At 45.6% G+C, this 19986-nt stretch carries 21 protein-coding genes; 10 read left to right on the top strand and 11 right to left on the bottom strand.

The window, feature by feature from the left end:
• Positions 1–6: 6 nt before the first annotated feature.
• Positions 7–891 (bottom strand): AraC family transcriptional regulator, encoded by an 885-nt coding sequence (locus GGC63_RS23030; protein WP_192704316.1) that lies wholly within the window; start codon positions 889–891, stop codon positions 7–9.
• Between the two features lie 88 nt (positions 892–979).
• Between GGC63_RS23030 and GGC63_RS23025 the strand changes: the two genes are divergently transcribed.
• The 3 genes from GGC63_RS23025 to GGC63_RS23015 all read left to right on the top strand — a co-directional run bounded on the left by GGC63_RS23025 (position 980) and on the right by GGC63_RS23015 (position 3896).
• Positions 980–2017 (top strand): glycoside hydrolase family 130 protein, encoded by a 1038-nt coding sequence (locus GGC63_RS23025; RefSeq protein ID WP_192704315.1) that lies wholly within the window; start codon positions 980–982, stop codon positions 2015–2017.
• 77 nt (positions 2018–2094) lie between these two features.
• A complete protein-coding gene (locus GGC63_RS23020; RefSeq protein ID WP_318781115.1) occupies positions 2095–2379 on the top strand; it encodes a DUF1861 family protein in 285 nt (94 codons plus the stop codon).
• A gap of 200 nt (positions 2380–2579) precedes the next feature.
• Positions 2580–3896, top strand: coding sequence for an ABC transporter substrate-binding protein (locus GGC63_RS23015; protein WP_192704314.1), 1317 nt, complete (start codon positions 2580–2582; stop codon positions 3894–3896).
• 137 nt (positions 3897–4033) lie between these two features.
• Here the strand turns inward: GGC63_RS23015 and GGC63_RS35400 are convergent, their stop codons facing one another.
• Together GGC63_RS35400 and GGC63_RS23010 are read right to left on the bottom strand one after the other, a co-directional pair.
• Positions 4034–4189: a transposase gene (locus GGC63_RS35400; protein ID WP_412973886.1), complete on the bottom strand. Its 156-nt coding sequence runs from the start codon at positions 4187–4189 to the stop codon at positions 4034–4036.
• A 154-nt stretch (positions 4190–4343) separates the two neighbouring features.
• Positions 4344–4883 (bottom strand): NAD(P)H-dependent oxidoreductase, encoded by a 540-nt coding sequence (locus tag GGC63_RS23010; RefSeq protein ID WP_192704313.1) that lies wholly within the window; start codon positions 4881–4883, stop codon positions 4344–4346.
• A gap of 261 nt (positions 4884–5144) precedes the next feature.
• On the opposite strand from GGC63_RS23010, the gene GGC63_RS23005 reads away from it, so the two are divergent.
• A complete protein-coding gene (locus GGC63_RS23005; protein WP_192704312.1) occupies positions 5145–5498 on the top strand; it encodes a winged helix-turn-helix transcriptional regulator in 354 nt (117 codons plus the stop codon).
• A 586-nt stretch (positions 5499–6084) separates the two neighbouring features.
• On the opposite strand, the gene GGC63_RS23000 is transcribed toward GGC63_RS23005, so the two are convergent.
• On the bottom strand, positions 6085–7026 hold the full coding sequence (locus GGC63_RS23000; protein WP_192704311.1) for a zinc-binding dehydrogenase: 942 nt from the start codon (positions 7024–7026) through the stop codon (positions 6085–6087).
• A gap of 36 nt (positions 7027–7062) precedes the next feature.
• Between GGC63_RS23000 and GGC63_RS22995 the strand changes: the two genes are divergently transcribed.
• The 5 genes from GGC63_RS22995 (at position 7063) to GGC63_RS22975 (ending at position 10749) form a co-directional block, all read left to right on the top strand.
• Entirely contained in the window at positions 7063–7947 is an 885-nt protein-coding gene (locus tag GGC63_RS22995) for a hypothetical protein (RefSeq protein ID WP_192704310.1), read from the top strand.
• A 353-nt stretch (positions 7948–8300) separates the two neighbouring features.
• On the top strand, positions 8301–8720 hold the full coding sequence (locus GGC63_RS22990) for an SMI1/KNR4 family protein (protein ID WP_192704309.1): 420 nt from the start codon (positions 8301–8303) through the stop codon (positions 8718–8720).
• A 20-nt stretch (positions 8721–8740) separates the two neighbouring features.
• The gene (locus tag GGC63_RS22985) at positions 8741–9235 is read left to right on the top strand and encodes a hypothetical protein (protein WP_079913342.1); all 495 of its coding nucleotides are present in this window, start codon (positions 8741–8743) and stop codon (positions 9233–9235) included.
• A 584-nt stretch (positions 9236–9819) separates the two neighbouring features.
• The gene (locus tag GGC63_RS22980; RefSeq protein ID WP_192704308.1) at positions 9820–10203 is read left to right on the top strand and encodes a MerR family transcriptional regulator; all 384 of its coding nucleotides are present in this window, start codon (positions 9820–9822) and stop codon (positions 10201–10203) included.
• 69 nt (positions 10204–10272) lie between these two features.
• Entirely contained in the window at positions 10273–10749 is a 477-nt protein-coding gene (locus tag GGC63_RS22975; RefSeq protein ID WP_192704307.1) for a hypothetical protein, read from the top strand.
• A gap of 131 nt (positions 10750–10880) precedes the next feature.
• On the opposite strand, the gene GGC63_RS22970 is transcribed toward GGC63_RS22975, so the two are convergent.
• A complete protein-coding gene (locus GGC63_RS22970) occupies positions 10881–12509 on the bottom strand; it encodes an ABC transporter ATP-binding protein (RefSeq protein ID WP_192704306.1) in 1629 nt (542 codons plus the stop codon).
• Between the two features lie 341 nt (positions 12510–12850).
• Positions 12851–13771, bottom strand: a complete 921-nt coding sequence (locus GGC63_RS22965) for a methyl-accepting chemotaxis protein (protein ID WP_192704305.1) — start codon at positions 13769–13771, stop codon at positions 12851–12853.
• A gap of 353 nt (positions 13772–14124) precedes the next feature.
• Here GGC63_RS22965 and GGC63_RS22960 point away from each other — a divergent pair, with 353 nt between their 5' ends.
• Complete coding sequence (locus tag GGC63_RS22960; protein WP_192704304.1) at positions 14125–14991, top strand: helix-turn-helix transcriptional regulator; 867 nt, start codon at positions 14125–14127, stop codon at positions 14989–14991.
• A gap of 27 nt (positions 14992–15018) precedes the next feature.
• Here GGC63_RS22960 and GGC63_RS22955 read toward each other — a convergent pair whose 3' ends face one another.
• The 5 genes from GGC63_RS22955 to GGC63_RS22935 all read right to left on the bottom strand — a co-directional run bounded on the left by GGC63_RS22955 (position 15019) and on the right by GGC63_RS22935 (position 19984).
• Entirely contained in the window at positions 15019–16320 is a 1302-nt protein-coding gene (locus tag GGC63_RS22955; protein WP_192704303.1) for a pyrimidine-nucleoside phosphorylase, read from the bottom strand.
• A gap of 64 nt (positions 16321–16384) precedes the next feature.
• A complete protein-coding gene (deoD, locus tag GGC63_RS22950; protein WP_192704302.1) occupies positions 16385–17092 on the bottom strand; it encodes a purine-nucleoside phosphorylase in 708 nt (235 codons plus the stop codon).
• A gap of 15 nt (positions 17093–17107) precedes the next feature.
• Positions 17108–18289 carry a phosphopentomutase gene (deoB, locus tag GGC63_RS22945; RefSeq protein WP_192704301.1) on the bottom strand — a complete coding sequence of 394 codons (1182 nt, stop codon included), beginning with the start codon at positions 18287–18289 and terminating at the stop codon, positions 17108–17110.
• A 32-nt stretch (positions 18290–18321) separates the two neighbouring features.
• Positions 18322–19500: a NupC/NupG family nucleoside CNT transporter gene (locus GGC63_RS22940; protein WP_192704300.1), complete on the bottom strand. Its 1179-nt coding sequence runs from the start codon at positions 19498–19500 to the stop codon at positions 18322–18324.
• Positions 19501–19588: 88 nt separating this feature from the next.
• A complete protein-coding gene (locus tag GGC63_RS22935; RefSeq protein WP_192704299.1) occupies positions 19589–19984 on the bottom strand; it encodes a cytidine deaminase in 396 nt (131 codons plus the stop codon).
• Positions 19985–19986: the final 2 nt, after the last annotated feature.

Genomic DNA, 19986 nt, shown 5'->3' with positions numbered 1-19986 from the left:
GAAAGGTTAGTAACGAGAGCTTGTTGTAACATGCTTTCTACGGTAGTCACCCGGTGTCATGCCTTTCAACTCGCGGAAAATCCGCGAAAATGACTTGTACGAACCGAACCCGGTTTCAATCGCTATATCAACTCCCGCCATTCCGGTCGATGAAAGCAAGCTGCAAGCATGTCTAATGCGCACCTCGTGCAAAAAGCGGACAAAACCTAAGCCGGTACGCCGTTTAATCTCTTCGCTTAAATAGGATCTGCTTATGCCGAACTTATCCGCCGTTGCCGACAGTGTAATTGGCTCCCTGTAACGGGCATGAATGTAATGAATAATTGGCCATACCGGTTTTTTATCGATTGTTCCGTTTGTTTGTACTGTGCTTGGAACACCTTGCCGGCGGAACCGGTCATATCGCGCAAGCGTTTCCAACAGCTTCAGCTTGAGCAGCATGTTTCTCCATAAACCGTTGCCCGCAAATTCGGCAAGCATATCCTCAAAAGCCGACGATACAGCCGTGAACAGCTCCGGGCTTAAGAAAGCTTGTGGGGGCATCTCCTCCCCGACCAGCAGCTCCGACAAACCCGGTCCGACCTCAGCTGATTGGTATAGCAAATCCATATCAAACATGCAGTTATACAACCGGAGTGGATTCGCCGATTCCACATAAATTTCATGAACCTGATAAGGCAGCAAAAAAGTAGCCGTCCCCGCAAGTAGAGGATGTTTAACACCGTTAATAACCTCGTAGCCCTCTCCGTCTATTACAAGAGAAAATTCCAAAAAGTCATGGCGGTGAGCAGGAAAATGCCTTACCACTTTGTTAACGGACACATGAAATGGAAAACCCGGATGAATGTCCGGATAGTCGGTTAAATGTTTGTTGGTTGGGTATACGGTCATTTTGACGGATCGCTCCTGAACGAAAATATGAGATAGTCTAGCGGAAAACTGTCATACCTCCTCTTCGATTTTATTCTATGATAAGAGCATGTTGCAACCCAAATCGAAGAGGGGAGGAATAGTGTTGTCTATTCCAATTATTGGACCGCTAAAGTCAAGCCCGGTTATTACCCGTCATCCTGCAAATCCGGTATTATCCGCCCGTGATGTGCCTTATTCTCCGGCACTTGTATTTAATGCAGGCGTTACCAAATTCCAAGGTCGTTATGTTATGGTATTCCGCAACGATTACGGTGATCTGCAGAAGCATACGCTGCTGCCAAGTTCCACGACCAATCTTGGTCTAGCCTACAGCAGCGACGGTATTCATTGGGAGGTACAGCCCGACCCTTGTTTTAGCCTGAATGATGACGAAATCATCCGCACCTATGATCCGCGCTTGACTGTTATAGATGGGCGCTGCTACATGTGTTTTGCCGTCGATACGAAACACGGTATTCGCGGAGGCATTGCCGTAACCGATGACTTCGAAAAATTTGAAGTACTCCATATGACTGCGCCTGATAACCGTAACATGGTGCTGTTTCCGGAAAAAATCGGCGGCAAGTACGTCCGTTTAGAGCGGCCGTTCCCTGTGTACAGCCGGGGAGGCAAAGACCGTTTCGATATGTGGATATCGGACTCGCCAGATTTGAAATATTGGGGCAATACGGATTTGCTGCTTGCGGTTGAGCATGTGGCTTACGCTAACGACAAAATCGGCCCTGCCGCCCCGCCAGTCAAAACCGCTAAAGGTTGGCTAACTACGTTCCATTCCGTCGATCTTGATCCAAGCCGAGGAAAAAACGGTTGGGAGAAATCCTGGAAGAAGCGTTATAGTGCCGGCATTTTGCTTTTGGATTTGGAGAACCCCAAGAAGATCATCGGCATGTACAAAGATCCGCTTATCGCACCCGAAGCTGTCTATGAAACCGAAGGCTTCCGGAATGATGTCATTTTCCCGGGCGGTATGATTCTTGAGGATGACGGCGAAGTCAAAATTTATTACGGCGCTGCCGATACTGTCGAGTGTCTGGCAACTGCCCAAGTCGATGACCTTGTCCGGTTGTGTTTGGAAGGCAAGTAAAGGTCCCACCAAACGCATCTATACCGCTAGTGTAGCAACCAAGAATAGTTGGTTGAGAAGGGAATAACGGCTGATGAATCTGGCGCTGCCTCTACTCGTCAGGGAAGACTCTCGGCCTTGAAGGACAACAAGTACACTTCGATCCAACCACCCGAGAGTCCTCAGACCTTCGTCTGATCGGAAGTCGACTCTGCTACCCGCCAGGACCTGCCAAAGCACCGCATTTGGTCGACTGTATCTTTACTTCGGGCATTGTGATGCGTCCGGACGGCAAGGCTGGTCTTTACAGCGGTACTGGCGATTGCCAGGCGGGGCGTATTACAATCGACTATCCGTTCGAAAGACATGGACGTATTGTCTAGTGGAGGAAGATGGAATGACAGCGAATCCCGCAATATAGCACATTGACAACCTGGAGATCGCCCTAAGGATAGAGATCTCCAGGTTGGTTGTCCGTATAGTCTGCCTGGAGCTGATTGTAACATAAAATGAAAGCGGAACCAAAACGACGAGGCGTTCGAAGAAGAATGAAAGTGAAACTGGAGAAAATGGAGGTTCCTGCATGGTAAAAGTGTATGGAAAAGCTGTAATTGGCGCGGCTTCGTTACTCTTATTCTCAAATGTAATGCTTGGATGCAGCAATGATAAGGAAGTGATACTGAACACCGAAGGCAATACCGGCAAGCCGAAAGAGCCGATCACGTTAACCATTTTTAACGGGCAGCCCGGGGCTTTGAATTTTGAGAGTTTGGGAATTACTGAAGCGATCAAGAAGAAGTTTCCCCATATCACGCTGAACATCATTCTCAGAGATCCCAAAAGTACGGACTATAAGGATCTAATTGCCGGGGGAACGCTGCCTGATATTATTTATGAATCCGCCAGCTTTACGGTAGACCGCATCATTCAGAACGGATTTCAATATGATCTGCAGGAGCTCGTGAAAAAAAATAACTTCAATCTCCAGCAATTTGAACCGAACGTACTCGCGCAAACCCAAAATGCCAACGGCGAAGGAAAGCTGTACGGCCTTCCGTTTACGATGAATCGGTATGCCTTATTTTACAATAAAGATATATTCGATAAGCTTGGCGTTGCTTATCCGAAAGACGGCATGACATGGGATGAAGTCTACGACCTGGCGAAAAAAGTAACGCGTGTGGAACAAGGAACGACCTATATGGGCTTCGCCGCTATACCGAATAATATGATGCTGAACAATCAGCTCTCTTTAAGTCCTTTGGATCCGAGGGAAGATAAGGCGGTGCTGAATACGGACGGCTGGAAGCTGATGTTCGACAACCTGAAACGGTTCTACGAAATTCCGGATAATGCTCTCGTTCCTACATCCGAGACAGCTAAAGGGAGTATTGCGATGGCTCTCGAAAGCCATCCGCTCATGATCGGCTGGGTGAAAGCAAACCCAAATATAAATTGGGACGTCGTTTCGCTGCCTGTTTTAAAGGAAAAACCGGGCACCGGCTTAAAGCCTGCCACTCTTGCTTTGTTCATTTCCCAAACGTCCAAGTATAAAGATGAAGCGTTCCAAATCGTTTCTTATCTTGTATCCGAGCAAGTTCAGACGATGCTTTCCAAACAGGGAGTAGGTACGCCGCTCGTTAACGCTAACGTTAAAAATGCATTCGGCCAAGAGGTGCAGGAGTTGCAAGGGAAAAATACAGGTGCATTTTATTATTACAAGGATGCACCTCCGTCTCCGTTAAGAGCTGCAGATCTAACGAATGTTAATGTGGATTTCGGCAAGCCGTTCGGAGATATGGTCAAAAATAAAGCCGACACGAACACTGTACTCCGGCAATTTGAAGAGGCAATCAATCAGGCGATTGCAACGGCGAAGTCGGATAAGGCTAAAAAATAAGGGAGACGGGTATTAAAATGAAGCTTTTAGCAAAGTGGGAGGGCAAAAGCTGGGGACAGTTGGCGACAGCATCACGGCAGCGACTATGTATCTATTAATACGGCACTGAGGGAAGCGGAAGAACAAATATCGTTTCATTACGGATTTTTCGCGAAGGGCTGACTCTGTTTATGATAGTACGTACGCCAGAAAAAGCTGTAGGCTGAAGACCAAGGGCCATTATAATCGGGTAAATAATGCCATGAAGCACCGGTACGGGCAACCCAGAGGACGGCTTCACAGTTTGCGTACACACCCTAAATTTCTCATGTTGATGCTTGATTCCACTACTCAACAATATCCCTCAATCCTGAATGAAGGAGAGAGGGATATTGATTTACCTGGCTACATCTTTATTTTTTCAAAGGCGATGTCAGCCGCTACAATATTAATTAATGTATCATTCGATTATTCAATAAGTTTTTCTGCGGAAGCACGGATATGTTCCGCGTATCTGCGTGCTTCCAATTTCAACTGCTCATCTGCTGCTTCCATGCTATTGTACACCACGAAAGCAGGCAGATAGATAGCGCCGGTGTACTTGACGGACAATTCAAGCGGCCTCATAAGCTCGCTGATCGTGTATTCGTTGCTACCGCCTGAACGATAACTCCGCTCACTGGCACCTGCTGTAGTTGCCACGATGAACTCCTTGCCTTTTAGATGATCTCCTTCAGTTCCAAATGCCCATCCGTACGTCAATACATCGTCAAACCATTTCTTGAGCAGCGGCGGGGTGCTATACCAGAACAATGGGAATTGAAGTACGATCCGGTCATACTTGTCCAGCATTTGTTGTTCCCTCTCTATGTCGATGTTCCCATCTGGATAATCCCCGTAAAGGTTGCGGATATCAATGTTATCATGGAGACTCAGTTCCTGAATAAGAGCATTGTTGGCCCGAGACTGCTCCAAGGACGGATGTGCGACAATTACCAGCGTTTTCATGAAGATCTTCCTCTCTCTTAAAAGATGGCATCAGGGCTCTCACCTGACAGCCTTATTATTCCGGGAGAATCGAATATTGTAAAGAACGCTCTTTTTCCGTACTATGTCGGGTTGATCGTACTATTGATTAGGCCTGAGTTCCCTGAGGATGGTATGGTAAACAGTACTAAGTACTGTTTTTTGGAGTAGTTGGTTAAACCCGTAGCATTTGCTACAATGACTACAACCGAAGAAAAATGTCAGTAAGTGAGGAATTGGTATATGTCTGAAGATTTTAGCAAGTCCTTTTTAACAGAAGGAATCATGGTTACCCTTCAATTGATCGGGGGTAAATGGAAGCCAATCATCTTATACATCCTATTAAATGAAGGTACTAAGCGCTTTGGAGAGTTGAGACGGATGCTTCCGTCGATTACCCAAGGAATGCTTACCAGCCAGCTTCGCGAGCTAGAGCAGGATGGACTAATCATCCGGAAGGTGTATCAGGAGATTCCGCCCAAAGTCGAGTACTTCGTCTCTGAGCACGGACATACGCTCAGTACGGTGCTTGGTGATATGTGTGAATGGGGTTTTCATCACATGGAATACAAGAAGATCGGCACCCCAAACGGATAAAGACGGTGATGCTTGACAAACATTAGCTGGTTTTTATGAATATCAAAGTGGGTGAGAACGCCAAAAATACGCACAACAAAGCAGGGCTACCGATTTGGCAGTCCTTCAGGGGGGCAGATACGGATGTTATACAGTACGAGTCACAATGTAACCTTCAGCTTCAAGCCGCTTAATCAATGCCAGGGTAATAACTTTCTCCAAGTGGTAAAATGACCTCTTGTATTAATGTGTCCTCGTAATCCATAATTTAGCACAAGCCAGAGATGCTTGCATCTGAAATGTGAAATATTGTAATTCCATTAATAGCAAAGACCTACAAATACAGCTACTTACATTAACATACTGTAGGAAGCCGTATGTATAATTTAATCAGTTATTTCATTCCATGTGTGCTGAGTAGAACTGGTCATGACTTCCGCGGATTCCTAAAGACAAAAAGTCAGCCGCTCACTTTAACCTGCTGGCTCTATTCAACTAACGGGAGTATAGTGAGAGAAGATAGACCCGGTTCATTGAAAAGCAGCGGTACTCCCTGCTCGAAACGAGTAAGGGAGTACCGTGTCGGTATTGTTGCAATCTTATACAATCAACCTATGTGAAGAACGGCTTTGCCGGAGAATTTCCGTTCCATCATATTACGGGCAACGATATCAATTTCGGTCCAAAGCGCCTCCACTTCGATCCGAGGGATTAACCGCTTATCTGTGACCAGCCGGGCTAGCAAACTCAGATCGTCCGCGGCTGATTGACGAGTGAGTTCCTCACCTAGAAAGAAGCCGTACAAGGTTCTTCCTCCGCTGGTCACCAGATTCATCATATCGATCGTTGCGGTATTTGAAGAAGAAAATCCTACAGCAACACAAATCCCTTGGGGCGCTAGCTGCGGCAGCAACGCCGACAGTGTATTGCCGCCTACTGAATCGATAATCAGATCGTACGGCCCGAATTTGCGGGCTGATGAAATTGCGGAATATCCAATGATTACTTCGTCGGATCCTGCCTCCCGAACAAGATCGGCCTTCTCTTCCGTGCTTGCCGTACCTACAACGAATGCGCCGGATTGGGCCGCAAGCTGATGAGCGAATAGCCCAACCCCGCCGGTAGAGCCTGTAATAAAAATGCGTTTGCCAAGCAGCATGCCTCCTTTGCGGAGTGCGTAAAGCGCTGTGAGCCCTGCTACGGGGAGGGTCGCCGCCTCCGTAAAAGTTAGCTTTTCCGGGATTTCGGCAAGTGTCGATACGGGGGCGGCAACTTGCTCGCTCCAAGCTCCCATCGGGAGCAAACCAACAACCCTGGCCCCTTTTTGGGGACCTTCGCCGCTCTTGGCCGGCTCGATGACAATTCCCGCGAAATCCCAGCCGGGGCGGCTGGAAGCTTCCTGATCCTTAGCGTCTTTCACTTCACCACGATTGAGAGAGACGGTCTTCACTTGCACGAGCACTTCCCAAGGCTTAGCCTGCGGGGCGTCAACTTCCTTGAACGCTAAATATGACGGGGCATGCGGATCAACTACAATGGCACGAATCATATGGTCACTCCTCCATGTATTGTTGTATGTCATTAGATGACTTTCATTTTCAATGAGGAGTATACTTTAAATAAATGTAGAATCGTAATGGGAGAAATTGAAGGGCTGCGGATGAAACGACAGCAACAGCTTGCAGACCGACCTCACCCGTCCTTGAAACGATTTACTCAACAAGAGCTGAACGACGAGGCTTTTACTTCGTATAAAAATCTGCTGGTTGGACGTACCCGCCGCATACCAGATCGTCAGACGATTATAAATATTGCAGAATATCTTGAGTGTACATCCGGCGAGCGTAACGATTTGCTTTTGGCAGCCGGTTATCTTCCGATCCAGACCGAATTGGAGGGAAGGGCGTTGGAGCGTGCATTGGAGTGGGCTCATCAAACGATGAGGAGCATTCCTTTTCCCTCCATGATCGTAACACACACACAGGACATCAAGGGGGTTAACGAGCCGTTTCGTCATTTGTTCGACATCCCTCTCGACCGTTCATATGACGGTTTAATGAATAGGATCGATTTTCATTTTAATTCCGATTTACCTATCCGGCCCCGCTCCACTTTCGACAACGCGTCGTTCGAGCAGTGGAAGGTGCATGCTATAAACGGGATACATGCCTTCAAGAGGGAGTACATGCTCTCGCGTTATGATGCGTGGTATCAAAAATTGTTTGATAGAGTTCAGAAAGAGGACGAATATCTTAATGAACCTGCTTCAGGTGCAAATGCTGATCATACACAAATCATACTAGCCAGAATGGAAAGCGACGGCGAGCTTGTTCCCATTCGGTACAGACAGGTTTCGATTTCCGTGGGCGGCCGCTTATATCCGCAAGTTGAGGTTTTCCTGCCGGTAGATTCTGCCGCTCGTACAGTTTTCGAGAACCTGGGATGTCCAGCTGATTGTGCATTTGTCTAATCCTACATTTGCAAGAGAATGAAATCAAAAAGTTATCAGTAAAGAATTTCATTGGTGGATTGATATTCAAGTTAAGCAAGAAAACAATTTCAATTTACAAAATCTCAAATGCTATAGAAGCTGTCCCAAAAGCCATGAAAATGGCTGTGGGACACATCTTTTTCAATTTTTCACAACAAAAGGAAACCGTTCTTTGGTAAAATGGAAGTACCACCCACCATTTACGAAAGGAACGGTAGTTGTCATTCTAATTCACACCAAAAGGATTATTTACAACATGTTCAAAAACAATTAAGAGTATTATTTCAAAATTTACAATAACAAACTAATTTATGGGAGCTGGGATTCAGCACATGAGGTACGAAAACATTATTAATATAATACGGAATAATCCCTCAAAACATAACTTTGAAGCTTTATCAGAAGGTGAAATAAATAGAGAGCTAGAAGTGGAAGGTATCCCCCAAGACTACATAGATTTTTTGAGAGAAGTTGGTTACGGAACTGTTAATAATACAATATTTAATTTTTATAGCGGCTTAGTTGAAGTAGACGAAATTTTAGGTCATCTTTATGACGAGGACTCTCATCCGGAATTAAAAGATGTTTTATTGTTTGGTGATAATTTTTCTGGAGACGCTGTTGGTTTTTTAGTAACGGATAATTGGGCTATTGTTGAAATATGGCATGATGATGATTTATCAATTAATCATTGTGTGGAAGAAACTTTTGAAGAGTTTGTTCTCTCTATGTTCGAGAACGTAAAAAGCTAATAAAACGGAGATGAATATAGTTGAACACAAGAGACGATGTAGTTAAAGATATATTGGACTTTTTGCAATCTGATAAAAAGTCACTGCTTCTTACTGGTACTCATCAGTATGAAAAACACAGGTTGATTCTGCACATTTTAAAAGAATATGTACCAGATAGCTCGAAAGTTCTATTTCGTGCAAATTATATGCAAAACATAGGCTCGTTTTTTAATGAATCTAAGGATTTTAAAACAGGAATAGGCTATAAACTTGGAATACATACTTTATATTTCGATAGTATCAAAAAGACGAATTGGAATAACACTGGGATGGAATATGATTTTGCTATTTTATATCCTCTTGACAATGTACTTAAAAGTAAGCAGCAGATCGAGATACTTGATGACTTATTTGAAACAAGAACTATCAATAAGTTGTTTTTGGTATCTTGGGCTGATAATTTGTCCGATGACTACTCTGAACTAAAAGATTATTATGATCAGCATGTTGTTTTCGATGAGATAGAAAAATAATTGAATTTATGGGCGGGCTGTTAATCTTATTGTCGAGGGACAATAACATGGTCCCTTAGAAAGTCGCTAATTTAGCGGCTTTTTTGTTTTATCGGTACAAGTTCTTGTCCCGATTGCCGTAATGGACAAGAACATAGTCCGATTACCGATTAGATAAGTATCTAACTGGGTTTCAAATTCATGAAGCTAACGGGCAGTATAGTTTGACAACTGTATGGGCAAAACAATTTCAAACTCTCCACTTAACCACCACTGTATAATTTGGTGGTATGTTTTTTATGCTGACTCTGTAGCATAAAAACGAACCCTGTAAGGAGGAGAAAAATAAATGTTCGTCACGATCAAAGGACCAAAAGAAAATAATCTGAAAATATAAAACTACAGATTCCTAAATAAAAGCTAATTGCATTCACGGGACAGTCCGTCAGCGGGAAATCAATGCTTGCGCTTGAAACCTAGCAGCGGTTATAGTTTTAGCGCCATATCCAAAGAAAAGGGGGGGGATTCATTATGACATATAAAACCGCCCAAATAGTATCACGCTTAATATCATTGAAAACAACAAAAAATCAGTAGAAACGATTGTGTTCAATGGCAGAGTTGAAGCTGCTAACGCTCTCGGCATCACAAAAGACGTGCTGCGTGATTGGGAGAGAAACGGCTTGATAGAGGTGCCGCGGAATGCCAACGGATACAGAAGATATGGCTCAAAGGAAATGAGTCGACTGAAAATCATCTGCATCCTTCGGAGTGCCCATTATTCCATGATGTCCATTCTGCGCATGCTGAATCGTCTGGATCGTGGAGAAGGGAATATACGGGAAGTTATTAATACGCCAGGTGAAGAGGAAGGCATTGTTTATGCTACTGATCGGTATATTACGGCACTCGACATGGCAGAAGCGGATGCACTGGAAATGCTGGAAATGCTGAAAATGCTTGATGCCATGAGGAAAGGCAATGCTTGAATAAAAAACCATCTATATAAGTCGGGTAAATCGCAATGCGCATTAATTATCAAAATTAGGAGTAAAACAATGACAGTTATATTATCTGATGAAATAAAGCATCTGAAAATGATCATAGGAAAATTGGAGGATTCTTTAGAGGAATTGAATCAAACGGTCTCAAGATATGAAGATGAATTTAAAGAATCTATGAAATATCTTTGGGAAAATAGAAGTGATATGGATTCCATGGAGATTTTTTCAAACAAACAGTCGATTGGCCGAAACGTAAACTTAGGTGAATTCAACGTAAAAAGGCGAGAAAGGATCGAAAAGTTAATAGATTCGCCTTATTTCGCCAGAATTGATTTCAGGCCCAACGATGAGAACGGAGCAGAGCCGTTTTATATTGGGCGGTTTTCTTATGTTGATCGAAAAGGCAATATGCTGATATGCGACTGGCGAGCACCGATATCCGGTATTTACTACGATTTTGAGCTTGGGCCTGCCTTTTATGATGCTCCTGTAGGCAAGATCGAAGGTGAAATGACCCTGAAAAGGATATGAATGCTTACGGATTTGATTTATATACATATGTACAAAATACGGGTTTTGTGTAAAAGTAATTAAGTAACTTTTTGATACAGATGGTTTTCGGCCAAAACTTTTAAAAAATCATTCACTTTTCATTTCCTTATTCACGCTTTTTTATTGTTTATCAATATTTTTTTCAATTTTGCGAATGCGAATTGCTTAATACATTCTAGCCTGTGTGCTATGATGATGACGGTTTTATCACGAAATTCTTTGAAAACGGTTTCCATGATGCTCTTTTCGGTAATTGGGTCAAGGGCCGATACGGCCTCATCTAAAATTATGAGGTTCCTTTTCTGCGCCAGTATACGGGCAAATGCTAACCGTTGTCTTTCCCCGCCGGATAATTTAACCCCTTTTTCACCGACTAAAGCATCCAATCCCTCCGGTAAACTTGCTATTTTGTCCTTCAGATGGACTTTTTCCAAAAGAAGATAGATTTCTTCATCTGACATAGCGTTATCAAACGCAATATTCCCTCTTATGGTTGTATCAAAAATCGGAGTGTCTTGGGACAAATACGATATATGCTCATAATACCGATTTAATTGAAGCTTATCGATCTCTGTGCCGTCCAGCCCAATACGGCCTTCGCTCTTTTTAAGTAAGCCTGCTATCAATTTTACAATCGTGGATTTCCCGCTCCCGCTTAACCCCACAAAAGCGACGGACTTTCCAGGTTCAATGGCAAATGACAGGTTGTTTAAGATTCTAACGCTGCCATAATGAAAAGAAACATTTCTAAATTCAATATGACCTTGAACCTGCTTCACTTCTATTCCGGAATCCAAATTTTTATCCTCCGGTGCATGAATGAAATCCTCCAGCCTCCTATAGGTCACTTGATTCAGCTTGTAATCGACAAATAAAATATTGAAAATGGCAATAGGCGAATAAATCTTATCGATAAACATAAATAACGCGACTACAACTCCAAGCGTTGTCTCCCCTCTTATCATGCTTCGGACCCCGAAAATGATGACGAAGATTTTGATTATGGTGATAAACAGCTCGAAGATGGCGAAAAAAGCTTCATGTATCATTTTAAGCTGGGCGTTTTTATTAATGATAGTCCGAGCCGTCTGGCTTAATTTATCGATTTCTTTATCGTAGCGTCCATTGGTTCTAAAAACAACCAGCTCCATAAATCCCCGAATGGAGTATCTCGACATTTTCTCTTGTTCCTTCAGGATGGTCGATTTGATTGTATATAAATATCTCAACAGCAGATTCGTTATAACAAAAATGACGGCATACCCGCCTGCGATCAGCAGCATAAGGCCGCTGTTATAAAAGCTGATAAATAATAAACTGAAAATCAAGGTGGGCAATAGCTCATGCAGCGTTCTAAGAAAAAAGGAAAACAAGATCCCGTTCCCGGCCGCCGCCCCGTTCTCAATCACCTTGATCATCTGCCCCGTCCCTATCTCTTGGTATGCTTGATAATCGATCCTGGCGATTTTCTTTAAAGCCATAATTTTCAAGTTTTCGGAGATGCTATTCGATAAATATACGCCGGGATATTCATCAAGATAGTTAAGAATGGCGGACCCGCCTAGAATCATTCCATAGATGATAATGAATTTGGTTGCTTCTGTCCTATCCGCAGCCGCTGCATCCAATATGTTTTGGAAAACAACGATCCCTAATTGGTTTAGCAATTGGATGATGAATCCCATCAGAATATAGCTTAGGACCCACCATTTGCACTGCACAAGGCACTTCTTTAACATCCTTGTTTCGTCCCCTATCTTTTATAAATGAGTGCAAAAAGCCAGGGCACATCGCATTCTAACCGAAGCACCAGTAATAACCGGTCCCCTGTAGTTAGATGACATAAGTGCCCTGGCCATATAAGATGACTGCACGACACCGTTCAAAGCTCTAGTTTCTGTACGATCAAAAGGACATACGTTCCCCTTGATAGCTGGCACGCGTTTTTACCCAGCCCGGTAACTAGTTACTTCGAACAGTACGGAAAGCCATCCATTTCACCTCAAATGTAAAAGATTACCTTCATTATATACGTCAAATCGTATATTTTACAATATAGGCAGCGCGAAAAAAAGAACGTCTAAGCTTGAAACCGATTAGCTTGCGTATCCAGTTCTTCTGCGGCTTCACTGATCCTGGCGAATTCGTTGACAGCCAGCAGAATCTGTTCTTGGCTATTGGCAATGGCCTTACTGGCATCGCCCGAGCTTTTGTTCACAAGATCGATCTGCCGCGAAATTCCGATTACGTTGGTTTGAATCTCTTTTGCAGCCGCTTGCACTTGTTCAGCTAATCGCCGTACCTCAATGGCTACAATTTGAAATCCGCGTCCATGATGACTGGCATGGGCAGCCTCAATAGCGGCATTTAAACCAAGCAAATGGGTTTGACTGGCAAAATCGCGGATCATTTGCACAATGTTTTGAACCGAGCTGGATTTATGCTCCAATTCCTGCAGCAAGGCTCTATTGGTTTGGTTGTCATTAACGACGCATTGCATTTGGTTAGCTGCTTCTTGAATACGGTTAATGCCTTCCTGCGTACGTTGAAGTAAGCTAGCCGCCATTTGCTGCAGCTCATGGGTGATGGCAGCTGCGTTTCTTTCGCGCTCCGTGATATCTGAGGCCACTTTCAGCACAGCCATCACTTCCCCTTCGTCATTCCGCACAGGCATATAAGTAGCTTCCAGCCAAATTAAAGCTCCTTTTTTAGATACGCGAACTATTTTTGCTTGAAAGGCTATCCCGCTTCTTAATTGATTCCATAATGAGGCGTACTCGCTGCTCTCTGCAAAATCCCGCAAACACAACTGACGATGATGCTTTCCGATCAATTCCCATGCTTCGTAACCCATTGCCCTGGCAAAAAGATCGTTTGCCCATAGCACATTCCCCTGCATGTCAAATTCTATCATAGCCAAGGATTGCTCCAGTGCGGATAGGACCGATTTCCCTTCTAATACCTGTGTACTTTCAACGGTTAATGGTTTCGTGTAGGTCATGTGCTGCGCCCCCTTCTGTCTTTTCAAGCAAGAAAGCTTGAAACGTTCATGCTGCCCCTTACCTATATGTAATTGCCAAGCTTAAGTATATCCAACCGATCTGAAACTTTTCTGAACCAAAGTAACGTATATGGATGCTTTTAAGAACATAGAACATGTGTTCCTGTTTCATTAGAAAAGCCACCCTGGCTATTAATGAATTGAGCAGCTTCAAGTTTTACGATATAGTTAGCTACATAGAACTAATCCTTTGTCAGCTGTCATTTGAATCCGCTTACAACCAGTGGCCGTTTTAACCGCTTAATTCAATGGGACTAGACACGGTTAGCCGTATTTTTGAAAGGATGATGGTTATGATAGACGATCACAGCCAGCTGGAAGTCATGCGATCCTATATGGATTCTTTACAGGTCAGGGTGATTACCGCCAGTTATGCGCATACCGTATCCAAAACCTGGGGAAGACCAGTGCGGAAGGATGATTATTTTCGCCTCTATTTCATGGTCGAAGGACAATGCTGGATTAAGGTCGATCAGGTGGAGCTGCACCCTATTCCGGGTCAATTGATCATCCTGCCTCCCGATACGCCTTTAACATATTCCACTATTAATTCCACACCGTTTATCAAGCATTGGCTGCATTTTTCGGTTAAGGTAGACCATTTGCATTTGTCTCAGCTCATTCAGTTCCCTTATTCCATTCAGGTTCACGATGTGGAATATGTATCGGGGCTGTTCAGAACCTTAACGGATACGTACAAGACGCGGGATGATCTCACCTCCCCTTTAAAAGCCAAAATGTTTCTGCTTGAAATTCTGACATATTTTCTCGATCATGCGCCGGCGCAGTCCGTAGGGCTGCACTCTTCTTCTCCATCTCCATCGAATCAAATTCTTAAATATATAGAGGATCATATTAAAGAGCCCATTACGTTAGAGAAGCTGGCGGGAATTTTTCATTATCATCCCAATTATTTCGTCAGATACTTCAGATCCATGTTTAACATGACGCCGATTCAATACATAAACCGAGTGCGTATCGAAAATGCCAAGAGACTTCTGATTAGTACGGACATGTCAATCGAACAAGTCGCAGAAGATATCGGCCTTGACCGGTATTATTTCTCTAAAATTTTCAGGCAGCTCACTACCCTTTCACCAAGTAAATATAGAATGATGCACCGTAATGCCGCACATAACCAAATAGCCGATCGCTCCTGAGAACGACCGGCTATCATAGGTATTCCTTTATTCCGTCACGATTCCATGTACCAAAACTGGCGCTTCGGCATGGTCTGCAATCCGGATGTTGGCGTAAATCTTATCCATGACTTCCTGTACATCCTGCCGATTGGCATGGATAGTTACCAGCGATTCGCCCTTCTTGACCGGGTCACCGATTTTCTTCTTCAGCATCAAGCCTACGGCAAGGTCAATTTCCGACTCCTTCGTCGCCCGGCCCGCTCCTAGCAGCATGGCTGCGGTACCTATTTCATCCGCGACGATTTCTGCCACGACTCCGTCTTCCTTGGCGGGCACTTCGATTTGATAGGCTGCCTGCGGCAGCTTCTCAGGGTGATCAACTACGGACGGATCTCCACCTTGGTTGGCAATGAACGACTTGAACTTCTCAAGCGCCTTGCCGTTCCGAATGACCTCTCTCAGCTTTTCTTCCGCTTCTTCAAGGGATGCCGCTTTGTTCGCCAGAAAGACCATTTGACGTCCCAACGCGAGGCACAGCTCCTCCAGATCCTTAGGACCCTTCCCCTGCAGCGTATCGATCGCTTCTTTCACTTCGAGCGCATTTCCTATCGCATAACCAAGCGGCTGACTCATATCGGAGATGACCGCCATCGTTTTGCGGCCGACATTATTGCCTATACGTACCATCGCTTGAGCCAATTCCTCGGCATCCTCAGCTGTCTTCATGAATGCACCTGCGCCGGTCTTTACGTCGAGCACGATAGCGTCGGAGCCGGCAGCGATTTTCTTGCTCATTATGGAGCTGGCAATCAGCGGAATCGAATTCACCGTGGCTGTCACGTCCCTAAGCGCATACAGCTTCTTGTCCGCAGGGGTCAGGTTGCCGGTTTGCCCGATAACCGCAATTTTGTGGCGATTGACCAAGTCCACGAATTGCTCTTTGCTGATTTCGACATGAAAGCCCTCGATCGCCTCCAGCTTGTCAATGGTTCCGCCTGTATGTCCAAGCCCGCGGCCCGACATTTTGGCTACCGGAATATCCAGTGCGGCTACCAAAGGCGCCAAAACCAGTGTCGTCGTATCCCCTACGCCGCCCGTGGAATGCTTATCTACCTTAATGCCTTCAATCGCGGACAAATCGATCGTTTCGCCGGAATTGACCATCGCCATTGTCAAGTCGGCCCGTTCCCGCTCCGTCATATCCTGGAAGAAGATCGCCATGGCCAATGCGCTAACCTGATAATCAGGGATCTCGTTCTTGGTATAGCCATCTATAATGAAATCGATCTCTTCTGTTGTCAGTTCTTTGCCGTCGCGTTTCTTCTCGATTAGATCTACCATTCTCATCGTCTAGTCACTCCTCCATAAATAATGTGGAACCCGTCCGGCAGATGGCCCATTGAATACCTTATTACAAGGATACTGCCGTATCCAGCGCTACTTCCATCATTTCGTTGAACGTATTCTGACGCTCTTCAGCCGTCGTTTCTTCACCCGTCAACAGATGATCGCTGACAGTGAGGATCGTCAATGCCTGGACGCCAAATTTCGCCGCGAGCGTATACAGCGCCGTTGTTTCCATTTCTACCCCTAGCACGCCATAGTCCATCAGCTTCTGTACGATAGATTTATCATCGCGGTAAAATACATCGGAACTAAATATATTACCGACATGCAGCTTTAAGCCTTTGTCAGTTCCCCGTTCGTACGCCGCCTTAAGCAGCGGGAAGCTCGCAATCGGGGAATAATCGAATCCGCCGAACACGTGGCGGTTAATGCTGGAGTCGGTGCAGGAAGCCTGCGCCAAGATGACATCGCGCACCTTGACATGCTCCTGCATAGCGCCGCACGTACCGACCCGGAATAAATGCTTGACGCCATATTGGCTAATCAGTTCATTGACATAGATGCTGATGGATGGGATCCCCATACCCGAACCTTGAACCGAGACTCGTTTGCCCTGGTAGGTCCCGGTATACCCGAGCATTCCCCGTACCTGGTTATAACAGATCACATCGTCCAGATATGTTTCGGCAATGTACTTGGCCCGCAGCGGGTCACCGGGAAGCAGTATAGTTTCAGCAATTTCCCCCTGCTTGGCGCCTATATGAACACTCATGTTACATCCTCCTCGCTAGACTAAATCGTTATAGAAGCTGGTGCCATGCTCCGGCTGTGCCACGCCGAAATTTTCCGCTACCGTGGCGGCAATATCCGCGAACGTCTTGCGGAGCGGGAGCTCACGTCCCCCTTGGGTGAAGCGAGGGGAATAAACAAGAAGCGGAACATATTCACGCGTGTGGTCGGTTCCCCGGTAGGTTGGATCATTGCCGTGATCTGCAGTAATGATCAGCAGATCGTTATTCGTCATTTTGGCGAAAATTTCAGGCAGCCGCGCATCGAATTCTTCAAGCGCCTGACCATAGCCTTGGGGATCACGGCGATGCCCGAACAAAGCGTCAAAATCCACCAGATTCACGAAGCTGAGACCGGTAAAGGGTTCATCCATCGTTGCTATCAGCTTGTCGACCCCATCCATGTTGGAGATAGTCCGGATCGCTTTGGTTACGCCTTCCCCATCATAAATATCGGAAATTTTCCCCAAAGCGATAACATCGTATCCCGCATCCTTCAGGGTATTCATCGTGGTCTTGCCGAATGGCTTCAATGCGTAATCATGCCGATTGGCCGTACGGGTGAAGTGTCCCGGTTCTCCCACAAACGGACGGGCGATGATCCGGCCCAGCATATAAGGATCGTCCAGAGTGATTTCGCGGCAGAATTCGCAAATCTCATACAGCTCTTTCAGCGGAACGATCTCTTCATGGGCCGCAATCTGAAGAACGGAATCCGCTGACGTATAAATGATCAGGGCGCCGGTCTTCATATGCTCTTCGCCGAGCTCCGCAATGATTTCGGTACCGCTGGCCGGCTTATTGCCGATGACCTTACGTCCGGTCCGCTCTTCGATCCGGGAAATCAATTCTTGCGGAAAACCGTCCGGAAAAACACGAAACGGGGTATCGATATAAAGGCCCATAATTTCCCAGTGGCCGGTCATGGTATCCTTGCCTTTAGAAGCTTCCTGCATTTTGGTGAAATAAGCAAGCGGCTTCTCGGCAGACGGAACTCCATCGATCTGACGAATATTCGATAAGCCCAGCTTGGCCATGTTCGGCATCTTCAGACCATTGCGTTCGCGCGCAATATGGCCGAGCGTATCGACATCGAAGTCGTCGAACTGCGCAGCGTCCGGCGCTTCCCCAATCCCAACCGAATCGAGAACGATGAGATGAATTCTTTTAAAATCAACCATGTTTCAACGGCTCCTTTTTTACCTTCTGAATATTATATAAACAATCCTGCTACCGTAGCGGATAGAACGCTGACCAAGGTTGCGCCGTATAACAGCTTAAGACCAAAGCGGGCCACGACGTTCCCTTGCTTCTCATGAAGTCCTTTGACAGCCCCGGCGATAATTCCGATAGACGAGAAATTGGCGAAGGATACAAGGAATACCGACACGATCCCTACCGTCCGAGCGGACAAGCCGGTGTGTTTACCGAGATCCAGCATCGCAACAAACTCGTTGGAGACCATCTTGGTAGCCATAATGCTGCCGGCCTCCACGGCTTCTTTCCACGGAACTCCCATAATGAAAGCAAACGGAGCAAAGACATAACCGAGCAGCTGCTGGAACGAAATGCCGAAGATGCCGGTAAAAATGCCATTGACAAGAGCAATCAGCGCGACGAAACCGATAAGCATGGCCGCGACCGTGATAGCAACCTTGAAGCCGTCCATAATATATTCGCCCAGCATCTCGAAGAACGACTGCTTCTCCTCTTCCTGTACTTCAAGGATATCCTCTTCCTTGGAAATGACATAAGGATTTAATATGGAAGCGATAATAAACCCTCCGAACAGATTCAATACCAGCGCCGTGACCACATATTTCGGACTAATCATTTGCATGTAGGCGCCGACAATGGACATGGACACGGTTGACATGGCCGATGCACAAAGCGTATATAGACGCTGTTTGGGCAGCAGGCCGATCTGTTTTTTCACGGAAATGAACACTTCCGATTGCCCCAAAATCGCGGACGCAACCGCGTTATACGATTCCAGCTTACCCATACCGTTTACTTTACTCAATACGAGACCAATATATTTAATGATGAACGGCAAAATTTTCGTGTACTGCAAAATCCCTATCAGCGCGGAGATAAAGATGATCGGCATCAATACGTTCAGGAAGAAGGGAGCTTGTCCTTCGTTCGCAATTCCGCCGAACACAAAATTGACGCCTTCTCCGGCATAAGACAATAATTTCTCAAAGGTAGAGGCGAACCCTCCGATAAGAAACTCACCGATGCCTGTATGAAGCAGGACAAAGGCTAAGATAGCTTGCAGAACGAGCATGACAATCAAAGGCCGGTAACGAATACTTCGCCGGTCATTGCTGGCAGCGTAAGTGAGGATAAAGACGACCAGAACACCTAGAACGGCAACTAAATAATTCATGATGTAATTCCTCCAATGTTGTATTAATTTCAGTATGCCTATCTTAAGCGCTTACAACACCATCACGGGAAGAAATTCCCCGCCGGGATTATTTCTTCTTCATGTCTTGAGCCTGGAAGGCCCCTGGAAGCAGCTGCTTCATCGTCCATTCCTCGCTGTTTCCATGCAGATTGGTCAAATAAATTTTGGTGTCCTGGTTACAAAATTCTGCCAATACCTGCCGGCAAGCTCCGCATGGAGATACCGGGCCGTCTGTATCAGCTGCGACCGCGATGGCCTCGATATGGGTATGCCCCTCAGAGACGGCTTTAAACACCGCAGTCCGCTCGGCACAATTCGTCAGTCCGAACGAGGCATTCTCTATATTGCAACCCCGGTAGATCTTGCCGCCGGCTAACAGCGCTGCTCCTACCGGAAAATGGGAATAGGGTGTGTAGGCTTGCTTACGAGCCTCAATGGCTTCTTGAATCAGCTGCTCTTTCATGA

It is taken from the genome of Paenibacillus sp. OAS669 (genome assembly GCF_014873645.1).
GTDB classification, from domain to species: domain Bacteria; phylum Bacillota; class Bacilli; order Paenibacillales; family NBRC-103111; genus Paenibacillus_S; species Paenibacillus_S vulneris.
The sequence above is the reverse complement of the archived record's forward strand: the minus strand, read 5'-3'. Positions and strand labels throughout refer to the sequence as shown.